Source organism: Candidatus Poriferisodalis sp. (assembly GCF_965208895.1).
Lineage (GTDB): Bacteria > Actinomycetota > Acidimicrobiia > Acidimicrobiales > Poriferisodalaceae > Poriferisodalis.
On the sequence record NZ_OZ242363.1, the window covers coordinates 2,584,172 to 2,603,029 of the forward strand.

Here is an 18,858-nt window from a genome sequence, read left to right on the forward strand (position 1 = left end):
TAGGAGTCAGCCGCCAGGCCGCCCGTTCGCCCCCGAAACCGGTAGCAGTGACGCCGCCGCCGCCGAAGCGCGCTGACCGTCGACCTCTGCGACGACTTCCACCAACACTTCGCTGCTGTTGACGTGCGATTCGAAGGCGAGCAGCGACCCGCCCGCATTCCTCACCGCAGACAACGCCACGGAACTGTCCGGCGGCACACCTTCGGCGATGGCATGCAGGTCGGCTGCTGCGAGCGTTGCCAGCGCGGCCGCGTCGGCTGCGGCCTGCGCCCGTGAGCTTGCAAGCGCCGCCTGACCCCAGCGCGCCACCAACCCCACGCTGATGAGCAACGCCAGAGCCATGAGCGCCACCGGCAGCGCCGCCTGCCCGCGCTGGCTCGGTATCGCCGATGTCGCCGGTGTCACCGGTGCCGTATCTGTCGGCATTGGCTGACGCTATGACGTCGGACTCGCCTCGCCTGCAGAGTTTTCGCGGACTGTGCCGTCGCCGTCTTCGGCTTCGCTGGCGCCTGCTTCATCGGATGCGTCGGCGTCGGGAATGTCCGGCAGCTCGACCGGCGCGATTGCCACGACCTGCTCGCCTTCCTCAAGGGCCATCGCCCGCACGCCGGAGGCCGTGCGGCTCTGGCGCGAGATGTCGGAGACTCGTGTGCGGATCAACACGCCACTCGACGACACCAGCAGCACCTCGTCGTCTGCGTCCACAAGACGAGCCCCCACGACCTGGGTGTCGGCGCCGGGCAGTCTCACTGCGATCACACCCAAGCCCCCGCGTCCCTTGCGCCCAAACTCCTCGTCGGACGTCCGCTTGGCAGCACCACCGCTCGTTACCAGGAGCAAGTCTCGTGCCTCGTTGGGGTGAAGTACGTCCGCGGCGGCCACGGTGTCGCCCTTGCGCGGCCGCATCGCCCGCACGCCCGCGGCGGTGCGGCCCATCGAGCGCACTTCGCTCTCGGAGAATCGGATGGCGCGACCATCACGGGACACGACGAGCACGTCGTCGTCACCGGAGGTCTCGAGCACCCGTACCAGCTCGTCACCGTCCCGCAGACTCAGAGCGATCAAGCCGTTCGAGCGGATGTTCTCGTAGGCACTGATCGGCGTCTTCTTGGCGAGTCCTTGCCGGGTAATGAACATCAGGTACCGGTCAGCAGGGAATTCCCGGGCTTCCACCACCGTTTCGACTCGCTCGTCGGGGGCGAGCTGCAGCAAGTTCACCAGTGCCGTGCCCCGCGCGGTGCGGTTGGTGAGCGGCACCTCGTAGGCCTTCAGCCGGTGTACCCGGCCGCGGTTGGTGAAGCACAGCAGCCAAGCGTGCGCCGTCGTCAGCAGGACGCGGACCACCACGTCGTCGTCTTTGAGCCGCGCACCCTGCACGCCGCGACCGCCGCGGCCCTGGGTGCGGAACATGTCGGGCGACGTGGCCTTCACGTAGCCCTCGCGGGTGAAGGTCACCACCAGTGGTTCGTCCTCGATGAGATCTTCCGCGTCCATCTCGCCGGGATCAGTGACAATCTCGGTGCGCCGAGGCATGGCATGGTCGGCGCGCAGCGCGCTCAACTCATCGACGATGACCTGCCGCAGCCGTACGTCGTCGCCCAGGATTGCTTCGAGCTCGACGATCACCTGCGTCAACTCAGCCAACTCGTCACTCAGCCGTGTGCGGCCCAGCCGGGTCAGACGGCTGAGCTGCATGTCCAAAATGTGATTGGCCTGCTCAGCGCTGAACGACATCGGTGCCGCGCACAGGCCTTCCAGCGCCGCCGCCCGATCTTCGCTGGCGCGGATCAAGGCGATGATCTCGTCGATCAGGTCGAGCGCGCGCAGCAGGCCTTCCACGATGTGTGCCCGGGCTCGGGCCTGGTCGAGCCGGTACTGGCTGCGCCGCGTGACCACCTCGATCTGGTGATCGACGTAAGCGACCAGGGCATCTCTGAGATTGAGCGTGCGGGGCACACCGTCGACCAGCGCCACCATGTTCACGGCAAAGCTCGACTGCAGCGGCGTGTGCTTCCACAGGTTGTTGAGCACCACGTTCGCCGGCGCCGAGGCCCGCAGCTCGATCACGAAACGGGTGACGCCCTTGGCCGACTCGTTGCGCAACTCGGTGATGCCCTCGATGACCTTGCGATTCACCGCGTCGGCAATCTTGCGCTCGATGTTCTCGATCGAGGTCTGGTAGGGGATCTCGGTAACCACGATGCTTGTCCGCTTTCGGTGCTCGACGATCTCGGCTCGAGCCCGCAGCTTCACCGAGCCACGGCCAGTCGTCAGAGCTGCACGAGCGCCGGCGCGCCCAAGCATCCGCGCGCCGGTGGGAAAGTCGGGCCCTCGCACGAACTCCATCAGGTCTTCGACGGTGGCCTCGGGATGGGAGATGAGATGGATCGTGGCGTCGATGATCTCGCCGAGGTTGTGCGTGGGGATGTTGGTGGCCATGCCCACCGCGATGCCCTGGCTGCCATTGACCAGCAGGTTCGGAAAGCGAGACGGCATCACCATCGGCTCGGTACGGGAACCGTCGAAGTTGGAGGCGAAATCCACCGTCTCCTCGTCGATGCCCTCGGCCATCGTCATGGCCAAATTGGTCAACCGGCACTCGGTGTAGCGGTAGGCGGCCGGCGGGTCAGACGGCGAGCCGAAGTTGCCGTGCGGGTCGATCAGGGTGTTGGCCAGGCTGAATGACTGGCCCATCCGCACCAGCGCGTCGTAGATCGATCCGTCGCCGTGGGGGTGGTAGTTGGCGATGACGTCGCCGACCACGGTGGCGCACTTCTTGTGCGGACGGTCTGGGCGCAGGCCGGTGTCGAACATCGACCACAGGATCCGACGATGCACCGGCTTGAGGCCGTCACGGGCATCGGGCAGCGCCCGCGAGGTGATGACCGACATGGCGTAGTCGAGGAACGACTGCTCCATCTCGGTCTGGATCTCGACATCCACCACGCCGACGGCGCCGCTCCCGGGGGACGGGCCGGTGTCGGGTTCGTCGTTGCTCATGTCGCTCCGGGCCGGATCCGTCTGACCGTCAGCTCAGACGTCGAGGAAGCGGACGTCGCTGGCGTTGTTCTGGATGAAGCCCCGGCGGGCGTCCACGTCGTCGCCCATGAGGATGCTGAAGATGAGATCGGCCGTGGCGGCCTCTTCGAGCGTGACACGAAGCAAGGTCCGGCTGGCCGGATCCATGGTGGTGTCCCACAACTCTTGGGCATCCATCTCGCCGAGGCCCTTGAGGCGCTGGAATTCGTTGCGGTGGTTGGGCCGCTGTTCGAGGAACGCTGCCTTTGCTCGGTCGTCCTTGAGGTAGACGGAGTCTGTGCCGACCTTGGTGGAGTACAGCGGCGGCTGAGCGATGTATACGCAGCCCCCCGACAGCAGCGCACGCATGCGATGGAAGAAGAACGTCAGCAGCAGGGTGCGGATGTGGCTGCCGTCGACGTCGGCATCGCACAGCAGGATCACCTTGTGATAGCGCACCTTGGCGACGTCGAAGCCCCCCTCGCCGGTCGCACCGTCGACACCTGCGCCGATCGCCGAGATGAGCGCTCCGATCTCGTTGTTGTCGAAGATGCGCTCGGGCCGGCTGCGCTGGACGTTGAGAATCTTGCCCCGGATGGGCAGGATCGCCATGGTGGCGGGATCGCGGGCCTCCTTGGCCGATCCCCCCGCTGAATCGCCCTCCACGATGTACAGCTCTGACTCGGCGGGGTCGCCCGACGAGCAGTCGGTGAGCTTGCCGGGCAGGCCAGCACCCCCGAGTGCCGACTTGCGGACGGTATTGCGGGCCTTCTGCGCGGCGACGCGGGCCCGGCGGGCGTCGACGGCCTTGCCAAGGACCAGCTTGGCTTCGCTGGGGTGCTCCTCGAGCCATTCGCCCAAGCCGCTGTAGGCCGACTTCTGCACCAGGCTGCGCATGGCGGTGTTGCCCAGCTTGGCCTTGGTCTGGCCTTCGAACTGCGGTGATTCCATGCGGACGCTCACCACCGCGGTGAGGCCCTCACGGATGTCATCGCCCTGCAGGTTGCCGTCGTCGGGTCGCAGCATCTTGCGATCCTTGGCGTAGGCGTTCACTGCCGAGGTCAGCGCCGAGCGGAACCCCTCGGTGTGCATACCGCCCTCGATGGTGTTGATGCCGTTCGCGAAGCTGTGGATGCCGTCGGTGTTGAAGCCGGTGTTCCACTGGAAGGCGATCTCCACCTCGTCGCCGTCTTCGACAGCGGTGAGATAGCCGACGTCGTCGAACAGCGTCTCGGAGGTCTCGTTGAGGTGCCGTACGAAGTCGCGAATGCCACCCGGGTAGCAGTACTCGTGGCGGACCGGCTCGGACCGGCGCTCGTCGATGAAGCCGATACGCAGGCCAGCGTTCAGGAACGCCATCATCTGCAGCCGCTCGGTCAGCGTCTGGGCGCGGAACTCGACCTGGTCGAACACGGTCGGGTCGGGCTTGAACGTGATGGTGGTGCCGGTGTTCTCATCGGGTGATGGGCCGGTATCGGTCAGATCGCCAACGGGCTCGCCACCGTCACGGAACTGCAGCTTCCAGCGACGGCCTTCACGGTCGATGATCGCTTCCAGCTCGCACGACAAGGCGTTCACCACCGACACGCCGACGCCGTGCAGCCCGCCGGACACCTTGTAGCCGGCGCCGCCGAACTTGCCGCCGGCGTGGAGCACCGTGAGGACGACTTCGGCCGCCGACTTGTCGGGATACTGCGGATGGGCTTCGACAGGAATGCCGCGGCCGTTGTCGGTCACGCTGCACATGCCGTCGGCCCGCAAGGTCACCTCGATCGAGCTGCAGTGCCCTGCCATGGCTTCATCAACGGCGTTGTCGACCACCTCGTACACGAGGTGGTGCAGCCCGGCTGGACCCGTCGAACCGATGAACATGCCTGGTCGCTCACGCACTGGCTCGAGGCCTTCGAGCACGGTGATGGCATCGGCGTTGTAGTCGCCGACGACGGTGTTGCCAGATGTGTCTGCGCCTTCCGCTCCTGCCGCTGAAATGGGTGCCAGGGCGGTATCGGTCACGGCTCATCAGTCTACTGGAGAGTGAGCCTTTCTCGGCGCAGGATCAGTCGTTCGCAGAGTGCTATAACCGCAGGTCAACAGCACTTTTCTGAATCAAGTCCCAGGTTGCACGCGCAAGCGGAGCTCAGCGATCGTTGCGGCACCCGATTCGGCGTTCAACGCGGCCAGAATCCGGCTGGAGTGATAGCGCAACTCTGTCGCCCAGGCAGGGTCGTCTACCACGACGGTCAGCCGGCCGGCGTCGAGCCGCTCGGGCTGTGAGTGAGCCGCTATCGCCTCGCCGACCGCCTCGGTCCAACGCTCGTTGAGGTCCATCGCGCGACCTCGAGAACCGAAGCCGGCGGTGACCGCCTGGATCGAATCACTGATCGGCCGTGGCTCGCGGCCACCCGTTGTGCGACGGCGTCTGTTCATCGGGTCAACATGCTCGCACGCCCGACCTCACAGGGCGCGCGGACAGCTCAGGCTCGGCGCCCAGCCGCTCAGCGTTACGCGGGCACCACTTCGCCGTCGCGAATGTGGACGTGGCTGTGCCCTTCGATCCCAGGCGGCACATGTCCGGTAGCCGAGGTCACCACGATCTGCGCGCCAGGAAGGCAGCCGACGAGCCGGAGGGCCCTGCCCTCATCGAGTTCGGAGAACACGTCGTCTAGCAAGACAAGCGGCTCGACCTGGCTGATCTGGGCTGTGCAGCGATGCTGCGCCAGTCTCAACGCCAGGGCGATGCTGCGCTGCTCGCCTTGGGAAGCGTGCGTGCGCGCCGGCAGGCCATCGAGGCAGATCGTCATGTCGTCTCGGTGCGGGCCCACGGTTGTCGTGCCGCGCCGCAGATCGTCGCGCCGAGCGTGCGCCAACGCTTCAGCGAGCGTGTGATGGCGCCACTCGGCTGCGTAGGACAGACGCAGATCCGCGGCAGAGCCCGCGAGCTGGTCGTAGGCAGCCCCCGCCGGCGCTGTCAACGCCGAACACAGGGCCTCGCGCCGGCGTGCAATGACCTCGCCGGTGGTCGCGAGCTGCGCGTCCCACACATCGAGGGTCGTCATGGCCTCGGCGTCGGGACGGTGACCAGCCTGCTTCAAGAGATTGTTGCGCTGCCGCAGGATCCGCTCGAAGTCAAGCCGCGTCGCTCGGTACTCGCGGTCGGTGACGGTCAGCACGCTGTCGAGCAGCTCGCGGCGCACCGACGGTGCGCCCGCTGCGATCGACAGGTCTGCGGGGCAGAACACCACGGTGCTGACGACCTCGGCAAGGTCGCGCAGTGAGCGCACCCGCTGTCCGTTCAACTGGGCACGAGATCGACCGCCTGCAGCAATCTCCATCTCCACCAGGTGCGCCCGGCGATCCCGCCGGACCTCGGCACGCACGAAGGCCCGCTCGCAGCCGGAGCGCACGAGCGTCTCCGCGTTCGCCCCGCGGAACGAGCCCGAACCGTCCAGCAGGGCGATCGCCTCGAGCAGGTTGGTCTTGCCATGCCCGTTCGGACCGACCACGAGCGTCCGTTGCGCGTCGAGCGACAGTTTCGTCGCCCGGTGATTACGAAAGTTCTCGATGCTCAGCCAAGCAACGATCACGACACCCGCACGGGCATCAGCAGGTACAAGAAGTCGCCCTGCCCAGGCATCCGCAGCACCGCAGGCTTCAGCGCATCGAGCCGCACAAGCTCGACGGTGTCGCCGCTGGCCGCCTCGAGGCCTTCGATGAGGTAGTCGGGATTGAACGCCACGGTGGTGGGCTCTCCCTCATAAGCAGCATCGATTTCTTCGCTCGCGCTGCCCACGTCCTGGCTGATGACCGTAAGTTCGATGCTGTCAGCGCGCAACTCCATGCGCAGGGGTGCATTCGTGTCGCGGGCCAGCAACCGGAGCCGGCGGGCGCCGTCGAGCAACGCGCCGCGGTCCACCTCGAGGCGGTTGTCGTGAGAGTCGGGAATCAGCGGTTCGTAGCTGGGGAAGTCGCCAGCGATGAGGCGGCAGGTCACCTGCGCGGAGGCAGAATCGTCGGTGACCTCGAAGGTGACTTCCCGTTCCCCCAAGCGCATGGTGACGTCTTTGGTCGGGTCGAGGATCCGGCCCAGCTCCTCAAGCGCCCGCGAGGGCACGAGCACTTGCTGGCCCGGCCCGAGCACCTGTGCCTCGGGCAGGTCTCGCAAGGCGAGGCGATAGGAATCGGTGGCTACCAAGCGCAGACCATCGCCGCGGGCGGCCATGAGCACGCCGGTCAGGATCGGGCGGGCGTCATCGGAGCTTGCCGCGCGGACGACCTGACGGAAGGCCTGCGCGAGATCGACAGCAGGCACCGTGACATCGTCTCCGGCGGGCTGGGGCAAAGTCGGGAAGTCGGCAGTCGGCAGGGTCCGCACCGAGAATTGCGCTCGTGCGCTCGTGATCTGGGCCTCGTCATCGGTCACCTGCAGATCGACCTCGCCCGGCGGCAGAGCACGCGCGATATCAGTCAGCAGTCGAGCTGGCACGACGGTCTCTCCAGGTGCCTCCACCGCGGTGCGCAGACGCGTGCGCACCGTCAGGTCGAGATCGGTGCCAGTGACAGCGAGACCTTCCTCATCGGCACGCAGATGCAAGCCGGTCAGCACGAACAGGCCGCCACCGCGCGCATTGACCCCTCGACTGGCCAAGGCCAGCTGTTCGACCAATGCGTCTCGTTCAATGCGCAATTTCACAGGCGGTTCTCCTTGGCCATACCGAACCGATGAGACGGACAATCCTCAAAGAGACGGTTGATAGTTAATCAATAGTGGTTGTAGGGGCTGTGGATTGTGGATGACCGGCCGTTGTCGCAGATCAGCCCAACGAAAGCCGTCAACAGTCTTACTTGCCGCGTCCACAGCTACACCCTCCGTTGTCTCGCGTCGCCGTCTCCGCGGTGGATAATCGCAACTTTTCCCGAGGTTTGTCGAGAACTTTTCCACTCGTTGTCCACAGCGTGTGGAGACACCCTAGATCCAGCCACCGACCGCACAGCGGACAGCAGCCGTCGAGTCGGCCTCAAGCAGCCCGGACGTGAGCGATCAGCTGGGCGACTTGGTCGTACACCTTGCGCTCTGCAGGCAGGAGACGGTTGATCTTCTTGACAGCGTGCATCACGGTGGTGTGATCGCGGCCGCCGAAGACGCTGGCGATGGCGGGATAGCTCAAGTCGGTGAGTTCCCTCATGACGTACATGCTGATCTGGCGGGCCTTCACGAGGCCTTGCTGGCGGCCCTGGCTGGTGAGCTGGCTGATGCTGTAACCGAACATGTCGGAAGTTATCTGCAAGATCCGGTCGGTAGTGATCGGCTTCTCCTGCGGCTCGCGGACATCGCTGAGAATCTGCTGGGCCATCTCAAGCGTGACCGGACTGCGCGTGAGGCTGGCGTACGCCGTGACCCGCACCAGCGCACCCTCGAGTTCACGGATGTTGTTTGTGATGATGTGGGCGATGTGCTCGAGCACCTCGTCGGGCACATGGCCGTGCTCGGTCTTCTTGCGCAGGATGGCCACCCGGGTCTCCAGATCGGGTGGCTGGATGTCGGTAATCAGGCCCCACTCGAAGCGGCTGCGCAGTCGATCCGACAGCGTGGCGATGCTGCGGGGCGGGCGGTCTGAGGAGATGACGATCTGCCGGCCCGCGACGTGCAGCGAGTTGAAGGTATGGAACAGCTCTTCCTGTAAGCCTTCTTTGCCCTCCATGAACTGGATGTCGTCGAGCAGCAAGACGTCGAGTTCGCGGTAGCGCCGCTTGAACGCCGGCGTGGTGTTCGTGCGGATGGCCTCGATGAACTCCGAGAGGAACGTCTCGGTGGAGACGTACCGCACGCGGTGCTCCGGCAGCGTGGATCGCAGAAAGTTCACTATGGCCTGGAGCAAATGGGTCTTGCCGAGCCCCGTGCTTCCGTGAATGAAAAGCGGGTTGTAAGCAACGCCTGGCGTTTCGGCGACCGCGAGCGCAGCGGCCTGGGCGAACCGGTTGCTGCTGCCGGTGACGAAGCTCTCAAAGGTGTACCGGGGGTTGGTGATGTCGACGCCGGAGACCCGGCGCGACGGCGTGGTGACCTCGGGTGAGGCGGCGGCTGTCTCTGTTGCTTCTGTTGCTGCGGAGGCGCCGGCCGGCGGCGCCTGGGCCGCGCCGGCGGCTGGGTGCCATGCCTCGGCGTCATTGCTGAGTGGGGCATCGTCGTAGTTGACGACGGCGTCAAGGTCGTGCGGCTGGGCACCGGTGCCGTCGGCGCTGTCGAGCTCGGAACGGGTCTCGATCTCGTAGGTCTGCGGGCGTACGGGCAGCTGCTCGAAGGCGGCGTGCAGCATGGGGATGTATCGCCTCTGGATGCGATCGCGGATCATGTTGCTCGGCGCGATCAGCACGGCAAGCTCGCCGTCGATGTGCAGCGCTTGCAGGTGCCGGAAGTAACCCAGCCACAGCGCGTCGGACACCGTGGTGCGCAGGATCTCGCGGCATTGCGACCACAGCTCGTCGGTGTTTGCGCGTGTCCTTTCGGCCGCCGCCCCAGCCCGCGAGGTCACCTGAGGGACCTCGAATGATTCCGATGATGCCGAAATCTCGTGTTGGCCGTGGGGTCCGCCGACTGCGGATTCCGCCTGCGGAGAACTCACTACGACAACCTCGTTCGCCTGCGGCCGATGTGTGTCCAAGGAACGCGTTGTTCGCCTTCGAGTAACCAAGCGGCATCCGGTGATCTGAACCTATGGCCGCGCTCCCCCTGTCGCAAGCGGGTCTTCATGGACCTCTGCCAAGCGGGAGTCGACGGGCGTTCGACAGTACGCCGACAGGCGCAAAACGCCCGCATAACCGGCGGATGCCATCGAGAAGTGCTGCATTGACGCGAGCGATTGCGCGCGGGTGGTGTGCGCCCGTCGCGCGCGAAATACGCGCGCCCAGACAGACGCGCCGACGGCACCGAACCCCGGTGCCGCCCCGCAACAGCGCCCCTAGGCTGTTGGTGCTCTCGGGCCAAGGTCCGGGCACGCTCCGGCCGTCGCACCGCAATTCGCGGAACTGCCCGCGGCCTGAACCCTCCAGGAGGCTGCAGCGTGAAGCGCACATTTCAACCACACAACCGCAGACGGGCACGCCGGCACGGCTTTCGCCATCGCATGTCCACCCGCGCAGGCAGGGCGATTGTGAACTCTCGCCGACGCAAGGGCCGGCAACGGCTGAGCGCCTGATCGATTCGTGCCGCAGCAGGGCCGACTTCGCAGCGCTGCGCCGCGGTCGTCGATTCGACAGCGAGCTGCTGTGGATGGCCTTCGCGGCCGACCGCGGCTTGCAGCGGCCGCGTGTGGCGTTCGCGCTCAGCCGCCATCTGGGAACAGCAGTGGTGCGCAATCGGATTCGCAGGCGCTTGAGAGCGATCTTCCGCGAGTTCGCGGACGATTTGGCACCTGGTCGTTACCTCGTCGGCGCGCGAGCAGCGGCACCACCGGTGACTTACCGGCGAACGCGAGCCGAATTGCTGGAGCTGCTCTCGGCGGCAGGGGCGCTGAACAGCCCGAAGAGCCCGCAGGCATGAGATCTGGACCTGTCGGACGGGCACTGATCGGCGCGGTCAAGCTGTATCGAGCGCTCCCCCGCTCGCGGTTGCCGTCGTGCCGGTTTGATCCGACGTGCTCGCAGTACGTACTGGACGCCGTACGAACCTGGGGTGCGGCACGCGGAGGCTGGCTGGCCCTGCGGCGCATCTGCCGTTGCCACCCCTGGGGCGGCTGGGGCTACGACCCGGTGCCGGAGCGCAGCGACCGGATCTACGGAGCTGGACATGCGGCTGGAAGTGTGCTCGCCGCGCCTGAACCTGGGAAGCACTGATGTTCGCTTGGGCTGATCCGATATTTGACGGCCTCGCCGCCGTGTTGGCGTGGTTCTACTCATTGGTGCCTGACTACACGTTCGCCATCTGCATGCTGACGCTGGCGATCATGCTGCTGTTCACGCCGCTCACGCTGAAGGGCGCCCGGTCGATGACCAAGATGCAGGCGCTGCAGCCGGAGATGACGCAGCTGCGCAAGCAACACGGCGGCGACCGCCAGAAGCTCAACGAAGAGATGATGAAGCTGTACCAGTCCAACGGGGTGAGCCCCTTGGGCGGGTGCTTGCCGAATCTGGTGCAGATTCCGATCTTCATAGTGCTGTACCGGGTGATCCTGAACCTGCGCGTCACGCCGGACAGCCCGCACTTCTATAACGATCCGAGCAATCCGGACAGCTATCCGCGCAATCTCAGCCAAGACACGGGCCTCTTCGACGACCTCGTCGCCGCGATCTCCGATGGCTTCGGCGAGATGCGGTCGCTCGGCATGGACCTGGCCCAGTCGGCCCGAGAAGTGGTGCAAGCAGATTTTGTCGATGGCTTGCCGTATCTGGCGCTGGTGGGAGTCACCTTCGTGTTGGCTTGGCTCCAGCAACGCCAGATGGCGAGGCGGCGTGGCAATTCGGCCATGCCGAATCGCCAGATGGAAATCATGATGAAGTACCTGCCCTTCATGCTGCCGGTCTTCAGCTTCTTCGTGCCCGCAGCACTGGTGCCCTACTTCATCGTGTCCAGCATCTACCGGATGCTGACCCAGGCCTTCATCCATGCCACGATGAAGCCGCCGAAACCGCTGGTGGAGAGCAATTCCGCCGGCGGCGTCATCGAAGCCGAGACAGTCCCCGAGCCTGAGCCCGAGGCGCCGCGCCAGGTGCCGAATCAGCGCTCACGCAAGGCACTCGACGCCGAAGCGGCGCGCCGGGCTGAGCGTGAGCGCCGCAGCACGGAGCGTCGGGCAGTCTCACGAGACCCCGCGAGCGAGCCTGCCCCGCAGCCGGCCCCGACCGAGCCTGTGGAACCGCCAGCAGTGCGCCGGACGCGCTCGTCGGGTGAACGAGTGGACGACGCTCGCAAGCGCGCGCGTCGTGGCGCGAGATCGTCGAGTCGGGATCAGACCGGGGGGCGAGGCCGCAAGCGCAGGCGTGCCGAGCCGGAGCCAGAGACCAGGCCGATCCAGAGTCGTCGCACCTCAGGTGACGGCAAGACCCGTAATCGCCGCAAACGATGAGCGTGCCGGCGACTGCTGTGGAGAATTAGGGCGCTCGATCATGGAGTGGATCGTGGTGACCGGCAACACCGTCACCGAAGCACGGGATCGTGCCCTCGATGCGCTTTCGGTGGCGGCCGAAGACGCGGACATAGAGATCCTCGCTGAACCGGCCCGTTCACGGTGGGGGCTCCGGCACCACCCTGCTCGTGTGCGCGTGCGAGTCCGCCCGACCGGTCCGCCGCCGCGAGTAGGCGACCAGCGACGGGATCGTCGACGTTCTCGTCGGCGATCCGGTGGCGGGCAGCGCAAGGGGCAGCGAGGCAAGGGCGCAGGCCAGGGCCAGAACCGAGGCGGCCGGACCGGCCGTCGTCGCTCCCGGTCTTCGGGACGCGCTGGCGCGCCAAAGCCGTCAGGGTCAAATTCCTGAGCTGGATGCCTCAGATGGCCAGCTTGTGCCGCCGCTCCTTGATGACCACCTTGATCCGCTTCGCCGGCGACAACGACGGGAAGGGGCTGATACTCAGCTTGCGCTCAGGCTTCTTCAGCTCGAAGGTGAAGCAGTGAGCCAGCAGCAGCACACTCGAGACCAGCTGCAGCTCGACGAGTCGCTGACCGAGGCAGTTGTGGGTGCCCAGTCCGAATGGTGCGTAGCCCGGCGAACGATGCTCGCCACGTTCGGGCAGGTAGCGATCGATGTCGAAGGTATACGGATCGGGAAAGACGTCGTCCAAGTAGTGAGACGCTGTCGTGGCAACGAATACTCGTGCGCCGATGGGAAGTGCGTAGTCTTCGACTACACATGAGTTCATTACCGTGCGAATCGACCCTGGGATCGTCGGATACAGACGCAGACACTCTTTGAAGAAGCGTTGGGTGACGTCGACTTCGTCGGAGTCCAGCAGGTCCCATCTAGGCTCGGGATTTCCGAAGACGGCATCGGCTTCTGCTTGGACACGACGATACAGATCAGGATGCGTCATGAGGGCATGCAAGATAAAGCTGAGTTCATCGCCGACATACATCGCAGCGAGTACCGGCGCCGATAGCGCGAATTTCAGATTCGATTCCGGCAGGAAAATCGGGTCGCTGTTGTGAAGAGCGAGTAAGTCGTCTGCGTGGTCTCGCGGACATCCGGTGCGCTGGCCTGAAGTATGGGAGCGTTGGATCCTATCGACGACGAGGTCGATGGATTTCGCCTTTCGCTTCATTCCGGGCGTTCGAAGCAAGAACCGAGGCAATACTCTCGCTACGTGTGTGCTGAGTGCACGCTGCTTGTACGCAATGATGTCATCGACCACGTCCTGCGAATCAACGCTGACGAGCAATGGCGAAAGCTGCGCGTTGGAGTAGTGATGGCACATCTCCACGAGCTTGAACGTGTCGCCTTCACTCCAAGCTGCAATATGGGCCTTTGCGTCGGCATATACCTTGCTCATCTGTCGCTCGAGATTTGCCCGTGAATAGCTGGAGCGCAAGGCTTTACGCATACGAAAATGCTCAGCGCCATCCAACGCCGGTAGCAGGCCAGATGCGTGATACGCGGCTTCGATGCCTCGGAAATAGTCGCGTGAGCGCAGGTACATCCGGCCGTAGCGATGGACCCATCGGTTAGTCTTGGGACCTGCCAAGACATACATGTCAGGGAACATCTTGAGCGGTGGTTTAATGTGGTAGATGGGTCCTAAGTGCTGCTGGAGTTCGGCGAAGTACGCTGGCAGATTACCTCGAAGCGCATGGCGATTGAAGATGAGCCGACGCAGCGGCACGGCCGGGATTTGCTTAGTGAATGCGGCGTGACGGAGCGAGGGACCAGCAAGATTGTGTGCGACTGCGTTGGCGATAGCCTGACCGATCAGATCCATCTGGCGCAGGAGCTGTATCCGGTCTTCGGCGTCGTCGTCGATTTCGAAGATGAATCTCAGGACCTCACAGGTGCTTGCGAGACCGATGATGATGACGTCGCGGGGACTTGGTATCTTTGCGCCAAATATTGATTTTCCGATGCGAGTTTTGATAAACTCGACGGCGGTGTCATGGTCGCCGTCGACGATGTAGTCACCGTGACGGACAGCCGTCGTCAGCGTCCAGAAGTTGCCATCGTGGTATTCGAGCATGCCGGCATTGGTCAGCCGGTCCAGCGCAAGGTCGATGATGATCTCTGCGTAGGGCGCTAGCCGTTCGACCCAATACTGGGCGTCCTTCGGTTCCCCGTCGGCAGTGAGATGGTGAAGCGCGAAGTCCAAGACAGGATCACCGGTTGGGGTCTTGTCGAGCAGGATCAAATGCTCCATGTCGGTGTCGATGCGAGCCTGCAGAGACAATTCGGCGAGCGCGGCACCCGCCATGGCACAGTTCAGATGCCATCCCGGAACCTGGTGGAAGTAGCCGGTCTCCTCATTGAGGAGCATCAGAATGAGTTCTTCGGGAAGGCTGAGCGTCGGTATGACTGCCGGTGCCGCCGAACCGACGGTTGGGCTAGACATCCCGGGAGGAGGGTCTTGGGGCATACGTGTTGCTCGCGATGTCGGCAAGGATACAAGCCTTCCGGTTCGGCGAACGTGACGAAACAGTTATCCTGCCGGAGCCCAAGGCTGCTGAGCAAGACACGACCGTTGGCTTCGGGTGAGGTGAGTGGAGCCGTGCCGACCGGACCGAAGGGGCTAGCGTACAGATGTTCGCTGCTACCGTTCCCCGAGGGTTGGTACTTCTTGGCGACTCGGCGCGCGGTCGAGCGGTCGAAGCTCATCTCCAAGACGTGGATGGGCGAGAACATTGTCATCTGGTGCGACGAGCGTGGCCAGATCTGCGTGGGTGAGTCACTGTGTCCTCACTTGGGGTCGCAGCTGGGTCCAGATGCTGGGGGGCGAGTCGTCAATGGCCGACTCGTCTGTCCGTTTCATGGCTTCGAATATGACGTCGATGGCCAATGTGTCGCCACCCCGTCGTCGGCAGCCCCTGGCCGCTCTGCAACGTTGAGCGTGTTCGAAACGTGTGAGATCAACGGGATGCTGTTCGCCTGGTGGGGCCTGGACGGGCGCCCGCCACAATGGCAGCTTCCCGACGCGCCGCCCGCAGGCGCTGGGTGGAGCGATATCGAGGTCCGGACGCTGCAGTTCCCCGGCCATCCCCAGGAGACGAGCGAGAACTCCGTCGACATTGCGCACCTGAGCTATGTCCACGGTTACGGCAATGTGACAAACGAGACGCCAGTCACTATCGATGGCCCGTATCTCGAGAGCCGATTCGGGTTCTCGACCGACCGCAAGATCGCCAAGGTTGTCGGGATGCACCTCGAGGTGGAGGCAGTCGCGAACCTCAGTGGGCTGGGCTACTCGTATGTCGAATTCACCGAACTCACGATTGGCATGGATGCCCGGCTGTGGGTATTGGCCACACCGGTGGACGGCACGCTGATCGATTTGTCCATCGTTTCGCAGGTTCGCGAGATACGAAGTCCGAAGCGTCCCATCGCCGGCTTGGCCTTTCTGCCGCGGCAGATGCGAGCACCCGTCATGAACAAGATCGTTTCGAGCCTGCAGGTTCACGACGTCAAGCAGGATGTGGTCATCTGGAGCCGCAAGCAGTACGTGCCGCGACCGCGACTGGTTCGTTCCGACGGCGAAGTGACGAAGTACCGAGCGTATTGCGCCCAGTTCTACCCGGAACCGGGTGCGTGCCAGTCGACGGCTCGGTGAGAATGGTCCGATCAGAGGAGAGATAGATGACAGGCGAGACAACGACAGCAGAACAGCAGACCATGGTGCAGGAGTTCCTGGACGGCTTGGTTGCCGCCTTCGGCATCGATGCCAAGGCTGTGCCGGTCGCTGCAGATGACGACAGCTTCGAGATCAATCTTGAAGGCGAGAACGAGGCGCTGGGCCTGCTCATCGGCCCGCGTGGCCGTCATGTGGTTGCGCTCCAGGAGGTCGCGAAGACCATGCTCCAGCGCAGGCTGCCGGGTATTCGCCGCGCGCGGGTCCGGGTGGATGTCGGCGGCTATCGGCAGCGACGACGAGAGGCGCTCGAGGCATACGTTCGTGAGCTCGCTGGAGCCGTGCTGGAGCGTGGGACCGAACGCGGGCTCGAGCCGATGAATGCGGCTGATCGGAAGGTGGTGCACGACACCATCAATGACATCGATGGCGTCGACACCATCTCGGTCGGCGATGAACCGCGCCGTCGTGTGGTGCTGGTGCCCTCGAGTCCGGCGGACGAGGGCTAGTCCCGCACACCGATCCATCCAGCTCAATAGAGCGGGTGTTTCCGGATCTGCTTCCAGGTTCGGGGATATGCCGAGTCTTGTGATGTTTGGCGCACGATCTCCGCGAACGTGGGTGCGTGACCGATCATCTGCACGAAGCGCATGCCGATCCGGGCAAGTGGCTCCGCCGGCCAGCGCGTCTCGTCGTTTCCGGGTGGCTCGCTGACGATGAGCTTGCCGCGAGGTTTCAGCAGGCCGGCACTGCATTCGGCGACCGCAGCTGGGGGTCCGAATGCTCGGCTCACAACGCCATCGTAGGAATGACGATGCGCGGGAAGATGAGCGATATCCGCGACATCCCCGAGCGCGACAGCGACGTGACTCGCGAGTTCGAGGTCGTGAACAGCGGTCTCGAGGAAGTCGACCCGCCGTCGGGACCGATCCAGCAGCACGAACTCTACGTCGGGTCGAGCGAGGGCGATCACTAGTCCCGGCACTCCCCCGCCGCTGCCGAGATCGCACCAGCGTTGACCGGGCATCGGACGAGCGGCTGCATCGTGGGCTCGTGCGTGATCGACGTGGGTCAGGAGATCACCCGGGCCCAGAAAACCCTGGAATTGACTGTGGCCCAGCACGGCGAGCAGGTCGGCGTCCGCTGTTGACATGGCGCGAGACACCGTATCTCAGGTGTTTCACGTGAAACATTGCCAAAAAAACGGATCTCGCGTCGGGCCGCGACTGGCGTACGCTGAAATCCAATCGCCTGATCATCAGTTGTCAGTGGATGGAGGCTGCATGGGTCGGATCATCGCGGTGACGAACCAGAAGGGCGGTGTCGGCAAGACCACGACAGCCGTCAATCTGTGTGCGGCTCTCGCCGACACCGGTCAGAAGACCCTGCTCGTTGACATGGACCCGCAAGGCAACGCGGCAACTGGAGCTGGCATCGACCCGCGAGCCTTCGAAATCTCGATGTACCAGGTACTGCTCGGCTCGGCCGAGATCACCGACTGCATCCGAGCGACGAACATTGAGAACTTTGCCGTCGCACCCGCACGGTTGGAGATGTCTGGCGCGGAGATCGAACTCGTGACTGCCTTCAGTCGCGAGTTGAAGCTCCGGCATGCGCTCGCCTCGATCGCTGACGGCTATGACTACATCTTCATCGACTGCCCTCCGTCGCTCGGCCTGCTGACCATCAATGCACTCAGCGCGGCAGTTGAGGTCTTGGTGCCGGTCCAGTGTGAGTACTACGCACTCGAAGGCCTCGGCCAGCTCTTGCACAATGTGGAAATGGTGCGCGAAGGCCTGAATCCTGCTCTCGTCATCACTGCCATCGTCATGGTCATGCACGACGCTAGGACTCGGCTCGCCGCTGAAGTGGTCGCCGATGTGCGGCGGCACTTCGGCGAGCGTGTGTGCCGAGTGGTGATCCCGCGGACCGTGCGCCTGTCTGAAGCCCCCAGCGTGGGTCAGCCGGTGACGGTGTACGCACCGAACAGCCGCGGCGCCGTGGCGTACCAGGAGCTCGCCCGGGAGATCCATGAGCGCGGCGATCCACACCAGCCTGCGCAACCTCGGGAGGCGACGAACCACGCTGCAGCGGGGGAGTTCGCTACGCCGCAGAGCCTCGAAGGAGCAGCCACATGAAGGCTCAGCGAGGACTCGGACGGGGACTCGGTGCACTGATTCCCACCGGCCAATCGGCCTACCGCGAAGTGCCCCTGTCGGCAGTCGAAGTCAATCCGTTGCAGCCCCGGCAGCACTTCGATGCTGCGGCCCTCGAGGCTCTTGCAAATTCGATTCGCCAGATCGGGGTGTTGCAGCCGATCGTCGTACGCGAGACGGGCATTGTCGGGCAATTTGAGATCATTGCGGGCGAGCGCCGCTGGCGAGCGGCGCGCAGCGCCGGGTTGGACACGATTCCGGTCGTCGTTCGAGCTGTCGATGACGAGTCGAGCCTTACTCATGCCCTCATCGAGAACGTTCATCGGGCAGATCTCAACCCGCTGGAGGAAGCGGCGGCGTATCGCCAACTGATCGATGATTTCGGCGTCACCCATGATGAATTGGGACGCCGCATGGGCCGCAGCCGCGCAGCGGTCACCAACTCGCTCCGTCTCCTGTCGTTGCCGCTGACGGTGCAGCGCTATCTCATGGATGGAGGGCTCTCGGCCGGCCACGCCCGTGCGCTGCTCGGCTGCGAAGATCTCATCGAGCTTGAAGTGCTGGCCGAGCGAGCCGTAGACGAAGGATGGTCGGTTCGCACGGTCGAGGATGCGGTTCGGTCCCTCAGTGTCGAACCCGAGACCGAGCGCGAGCCGTCACCGGCGTCGCCGAGCGATGAGGTCGCCGATGTGCGGTCTGCTGGCACAGATCGTCCAGCAGCGGTGTTGGAAGTCGAATCCGCCCTCGCCGATGCCCTGGCGACCTCGGTCGAGGTGCAGATCGGGCGTCGCGGGGGGCAGATTGTCATCAGATTTGCCGATATGGACGATCTCGATCGGCTCTACGAGGCGCTGAGCACCAACATTCAAGTATTCATCGAAGGTTGAGCGCTGCACGCGCACAAACCTAAACCTTGCGTCCAACAAGCCT

General features: G+C 64.5%; 18 protein-coding genes and 1 pseudogene. 10 read left to right on the top strand and 9 right to left on the bottom strand.

What is annotated here, in order from left to right; all coding sequences use genetic code 11:
• Positions 1-6: 6 nt before the first annotated feature.
• The 7 genes from ACOGJB_RS11655 to dnaA all read right to left on the bottom strand — a co-directional run bounded on the left by ACOGJB_RS11655 (position 7) and on the right by dnaA (position 9,638).
• Complete coding sequence (locus ACOGJB_RS11655; protein ID WP_419837300.1) at positions 7-426, bottom strand: pilus assembly protein TadG-related protein; 420 nt, start codon at positions 424-426, stop codon at positions 7-9.
• A gap of 9 nt (positions 427-435) precedes the next feature.
• On the bottom strand, positions 436-3,000 hold the full coding sequence (gene gyrA, locus ACOGJB_RS11660) for a DNA gyrase subunit A (RefSeq protein WP_419837301.1): 2,565 nt from the start codon (positions 2,998-3,000) through the stop codon (positions 436-438).
• A 33-nt stretch (positions 3,001-3,033) separates the two neighbouring features.
• On the bottom strand, positions 3,034-5,007 hold the full coding sequence (locus ACOGJB_RS11665; RefSeq protein WP_419840725.1) for a DNA topoisomerase subunit B: 1,974 nt from the start codon (positions 5,005-5,007) through the stop codon (positions 3,034-3,036).
• Between the two features lie 117 nt (positions 5,008-5,124).
• Positions 5,125-5,445, bottom strand: coding sequence for a DciA family protein (locus ACOGJB_RS11670; RefSeq protein WP_419837302.1), 321 nt, complete (start codon positions 5,443-5,445; stop codon positions 5,125-5,127).
• 74 nt (positions 5,446-5,519) lie between these two features.
• Positions 5,520-6,602: a DNA replication/repair protein RecF gene (recF, locus tag ACOGJB_RS11675; RefSeq protein ID WP_419837303.1), complete on the bottom strand. Its 1,083-nt coding sequence runs from the start codon at positions 6,600-6,602 to the stop codon at positions 5,520-5,522.
• A complete protein-coding gene (gene dnaN, locus ACOGJB_RS11680) occupies positions 6,599-7,708 on the bottom strand; it encodes a DNA polymerase III subunit beta (RefSeq protein WP_419837304.1) in 1,110 nt (369 codons plus the stop codon). Before dnaN ends, recF begins: the two co-directional genes overlap by 4 nt.
• A 325-nt stretch (positions 7,709-8,033) precedes the next feature.
• Positions 8,034-9,638, bottom strand: coding sequence for a chromosomal replication initiator protein DnaA (gene dnaA, locus ACOGJB_RS11685; RefSeq protein ID WP_419837305.1), 1,605 nt, complete (start codon positions 9,636-9,638; stop codon positions 8,034-8,036).
• A gap of 438 nt (positions 9,639-10,076) precedes the next feature.
• Here dnaA and rpmH point away from each other — a divergent pair, with 438 nt between their 5' ends.
• Genes rpmH through ACOGJB_RS11710 form a run of 5 tightly spaced genes read left to right on the top strand, consistent with a single transcriptional unit; the run spans position 10,077 to position 12,486 of the window.
• Positions 10,077-10,211, top strand: a complete 135-nt coding sequence (rpmH, locus tag ACOGJB_RS11690; protein WP_419840726.1) for a 50S ribosomal protein L34 — start codon at positions 10,077-10,079, stop codon at positions 10,209-10,211.
• Positions 10,211-10,555, top strand: a complete 345-nt coding sequence (rnpA, locus tag ACOGJB_RS11695; protein WP_419840727.1) for a ribonuclease P protein component — start codon at positions 10,211-10,213, stop codon at positions 10,553-10,555. Before rpmH ends, rnpA begins: the two co-directional genes overlap by 1 nt.
• On the top strand, positions 10,552-10,848 hold the full coding sequence (yidD, locus tag ACOGJB_RS11700; RefSeq protein WP_419837306.1) for a membrane protein insertion efficiency factor YidD: 297 nt from the start codon (positions 10,552-10,554) through the stop codon (positions 10,846-10,848). The genes rnpA and yidD overlap by 4 nt, the downstream gene beginning before the upstream one ends.
• On the top strand, positions 10,848-12,077 hold the full coding sequence (locus tag ACOGJB_RS11705; protein WP_419837307.1) for a YidC/Oxa1 family membrane protein insertase: 1,230 nt from the start codon (positions 10,848-10,850) through the stop codon (positions 12,075-12,077). The genes yidD and ACOGJB_RS11705 overlap by 1 nt, the downstream gene beginning before the upstream one ends.
• Before the next feature lie 40 nt (positions 12,078-12,117).
• The gene (locus ACOGJB_RS11710; RefSeq protein ID WP_419837308.1) at positions 12,118-12,486 is read left to right on the top strand and encodes a Jag N-terminal domain-containing protein; all 369 of its coding nucleotides are present in this window, start codon (positions 12,118-12,120) and stop codon (positions 12,484-12,486) included.
• 10 nt (positions 12,487-12,496) lie between these two features.
• On the opposite strand, the gene ACOGJB_RS11715 is transcribed toward ACOGJB_RS11710, so the two are convergent.
• Positions 12,497-14,542, bottom strand: a complete 2,046-nt coding sequence (locus ACOGJB_RS11715) for a cytochrome P450 (protein ID WP_419837309.1) — start codon at positions 14,540-14,542, stop codon at positions 12,497-12,499.
• 156 nt (positions 14,543-14,698) lie between these two features.
• Here ACOGJB_RS11715 and ACOGJB_RS11720 point away from each other — a divergent pair.
• From ACOGJB_RS11720 to ACOGJB_RS11730, 3 genes and pseudogenes are all read left to right on the top strand, one after another.
• Positions 14,699-14,998, top strand: a pseudogene (locus ACOGJB_RS11720) (Rieske 2Fe-2S domain-containing protein); the annotation flags it as partial.
• 39 nt (positions 14,999-15,037) lie between these two features.
• Complete coding sequence (locus ACOGJB_RS11725; RefSeq protein ID WP_419840728.1) at positions 15,038-15,754, top strand: hypothetical protein; 717 nt, start codon at positions 15,038-15,040, stop codon at positions 15,752-15,754.
• A 26-nt stretch (positions 15,755-15,780) separates the two neighbouring features.
• Positions 15,781-16,281 (top strand): protein jag, encoded by a 501-nt coding sequence (locus ACOGJB_RS11730; protein WP_419837310.1) that lies wholly within the window; start codon positions 15,781-15,783, stop codon positions 16,279-16,281.
• Between the two features lie 23 nt (positions 16,282-16,304).
• On the opposite strand, the gene ACOGJB_RS11735 is transcribed toward ACOGJB_RS11730, so the two are convergent.
• The gene (locus ACOGJB_RS11735) at positions 16,305-16,925 is read right to left on the bottom strand and encodes a 16S rRNA (guanine(527)-N(7))-methyltransferase RsmG (protein ID WP_419837311.1); all 621 of its coding nucleotides are present in this window, start codon (positions 16,923-16,925) and stop codon (positions 16,305-16,307) included.
• Between the two features lie 130 nt (positions 16,926-17,055).
• On the opposite strand from ACOGJB_RS11735, the gene ACOGJB_RS11740 reads away from it, so the two are divergent.
• Both ACOGJB_RS11740 and ACOGJB_RS11745 read left to right on the top strand, forming a co-directional pair.
• Complete coding sequence (locus ACOGJB_RS11740; protein ID WP_419837312.1) at positions 17,056-17,910, top strand: ParA family protein; 855 nt, start codon at positions 17,056-17,058, stop codon at positions 17,908-17,910.
• Positions 17,907-18,815, top strand: a complete 909-nt coding sequence (locus ACOGJB_RS11745) for a ParB/RepB/Spo0J family partition protein (RefSeq protein ID WP_419837313.1) — start codon at positions 17,907-17,909, stop codon at positions 18,813-18,815. Before ACOGJB_RS11740 ends, ACOGJB_RS11745 begins: the two co-directional genes overlap by 4 nt.
• The last annotated feature ends 43 nt before the right edge of the window (positions 18,816-18,858 follow it).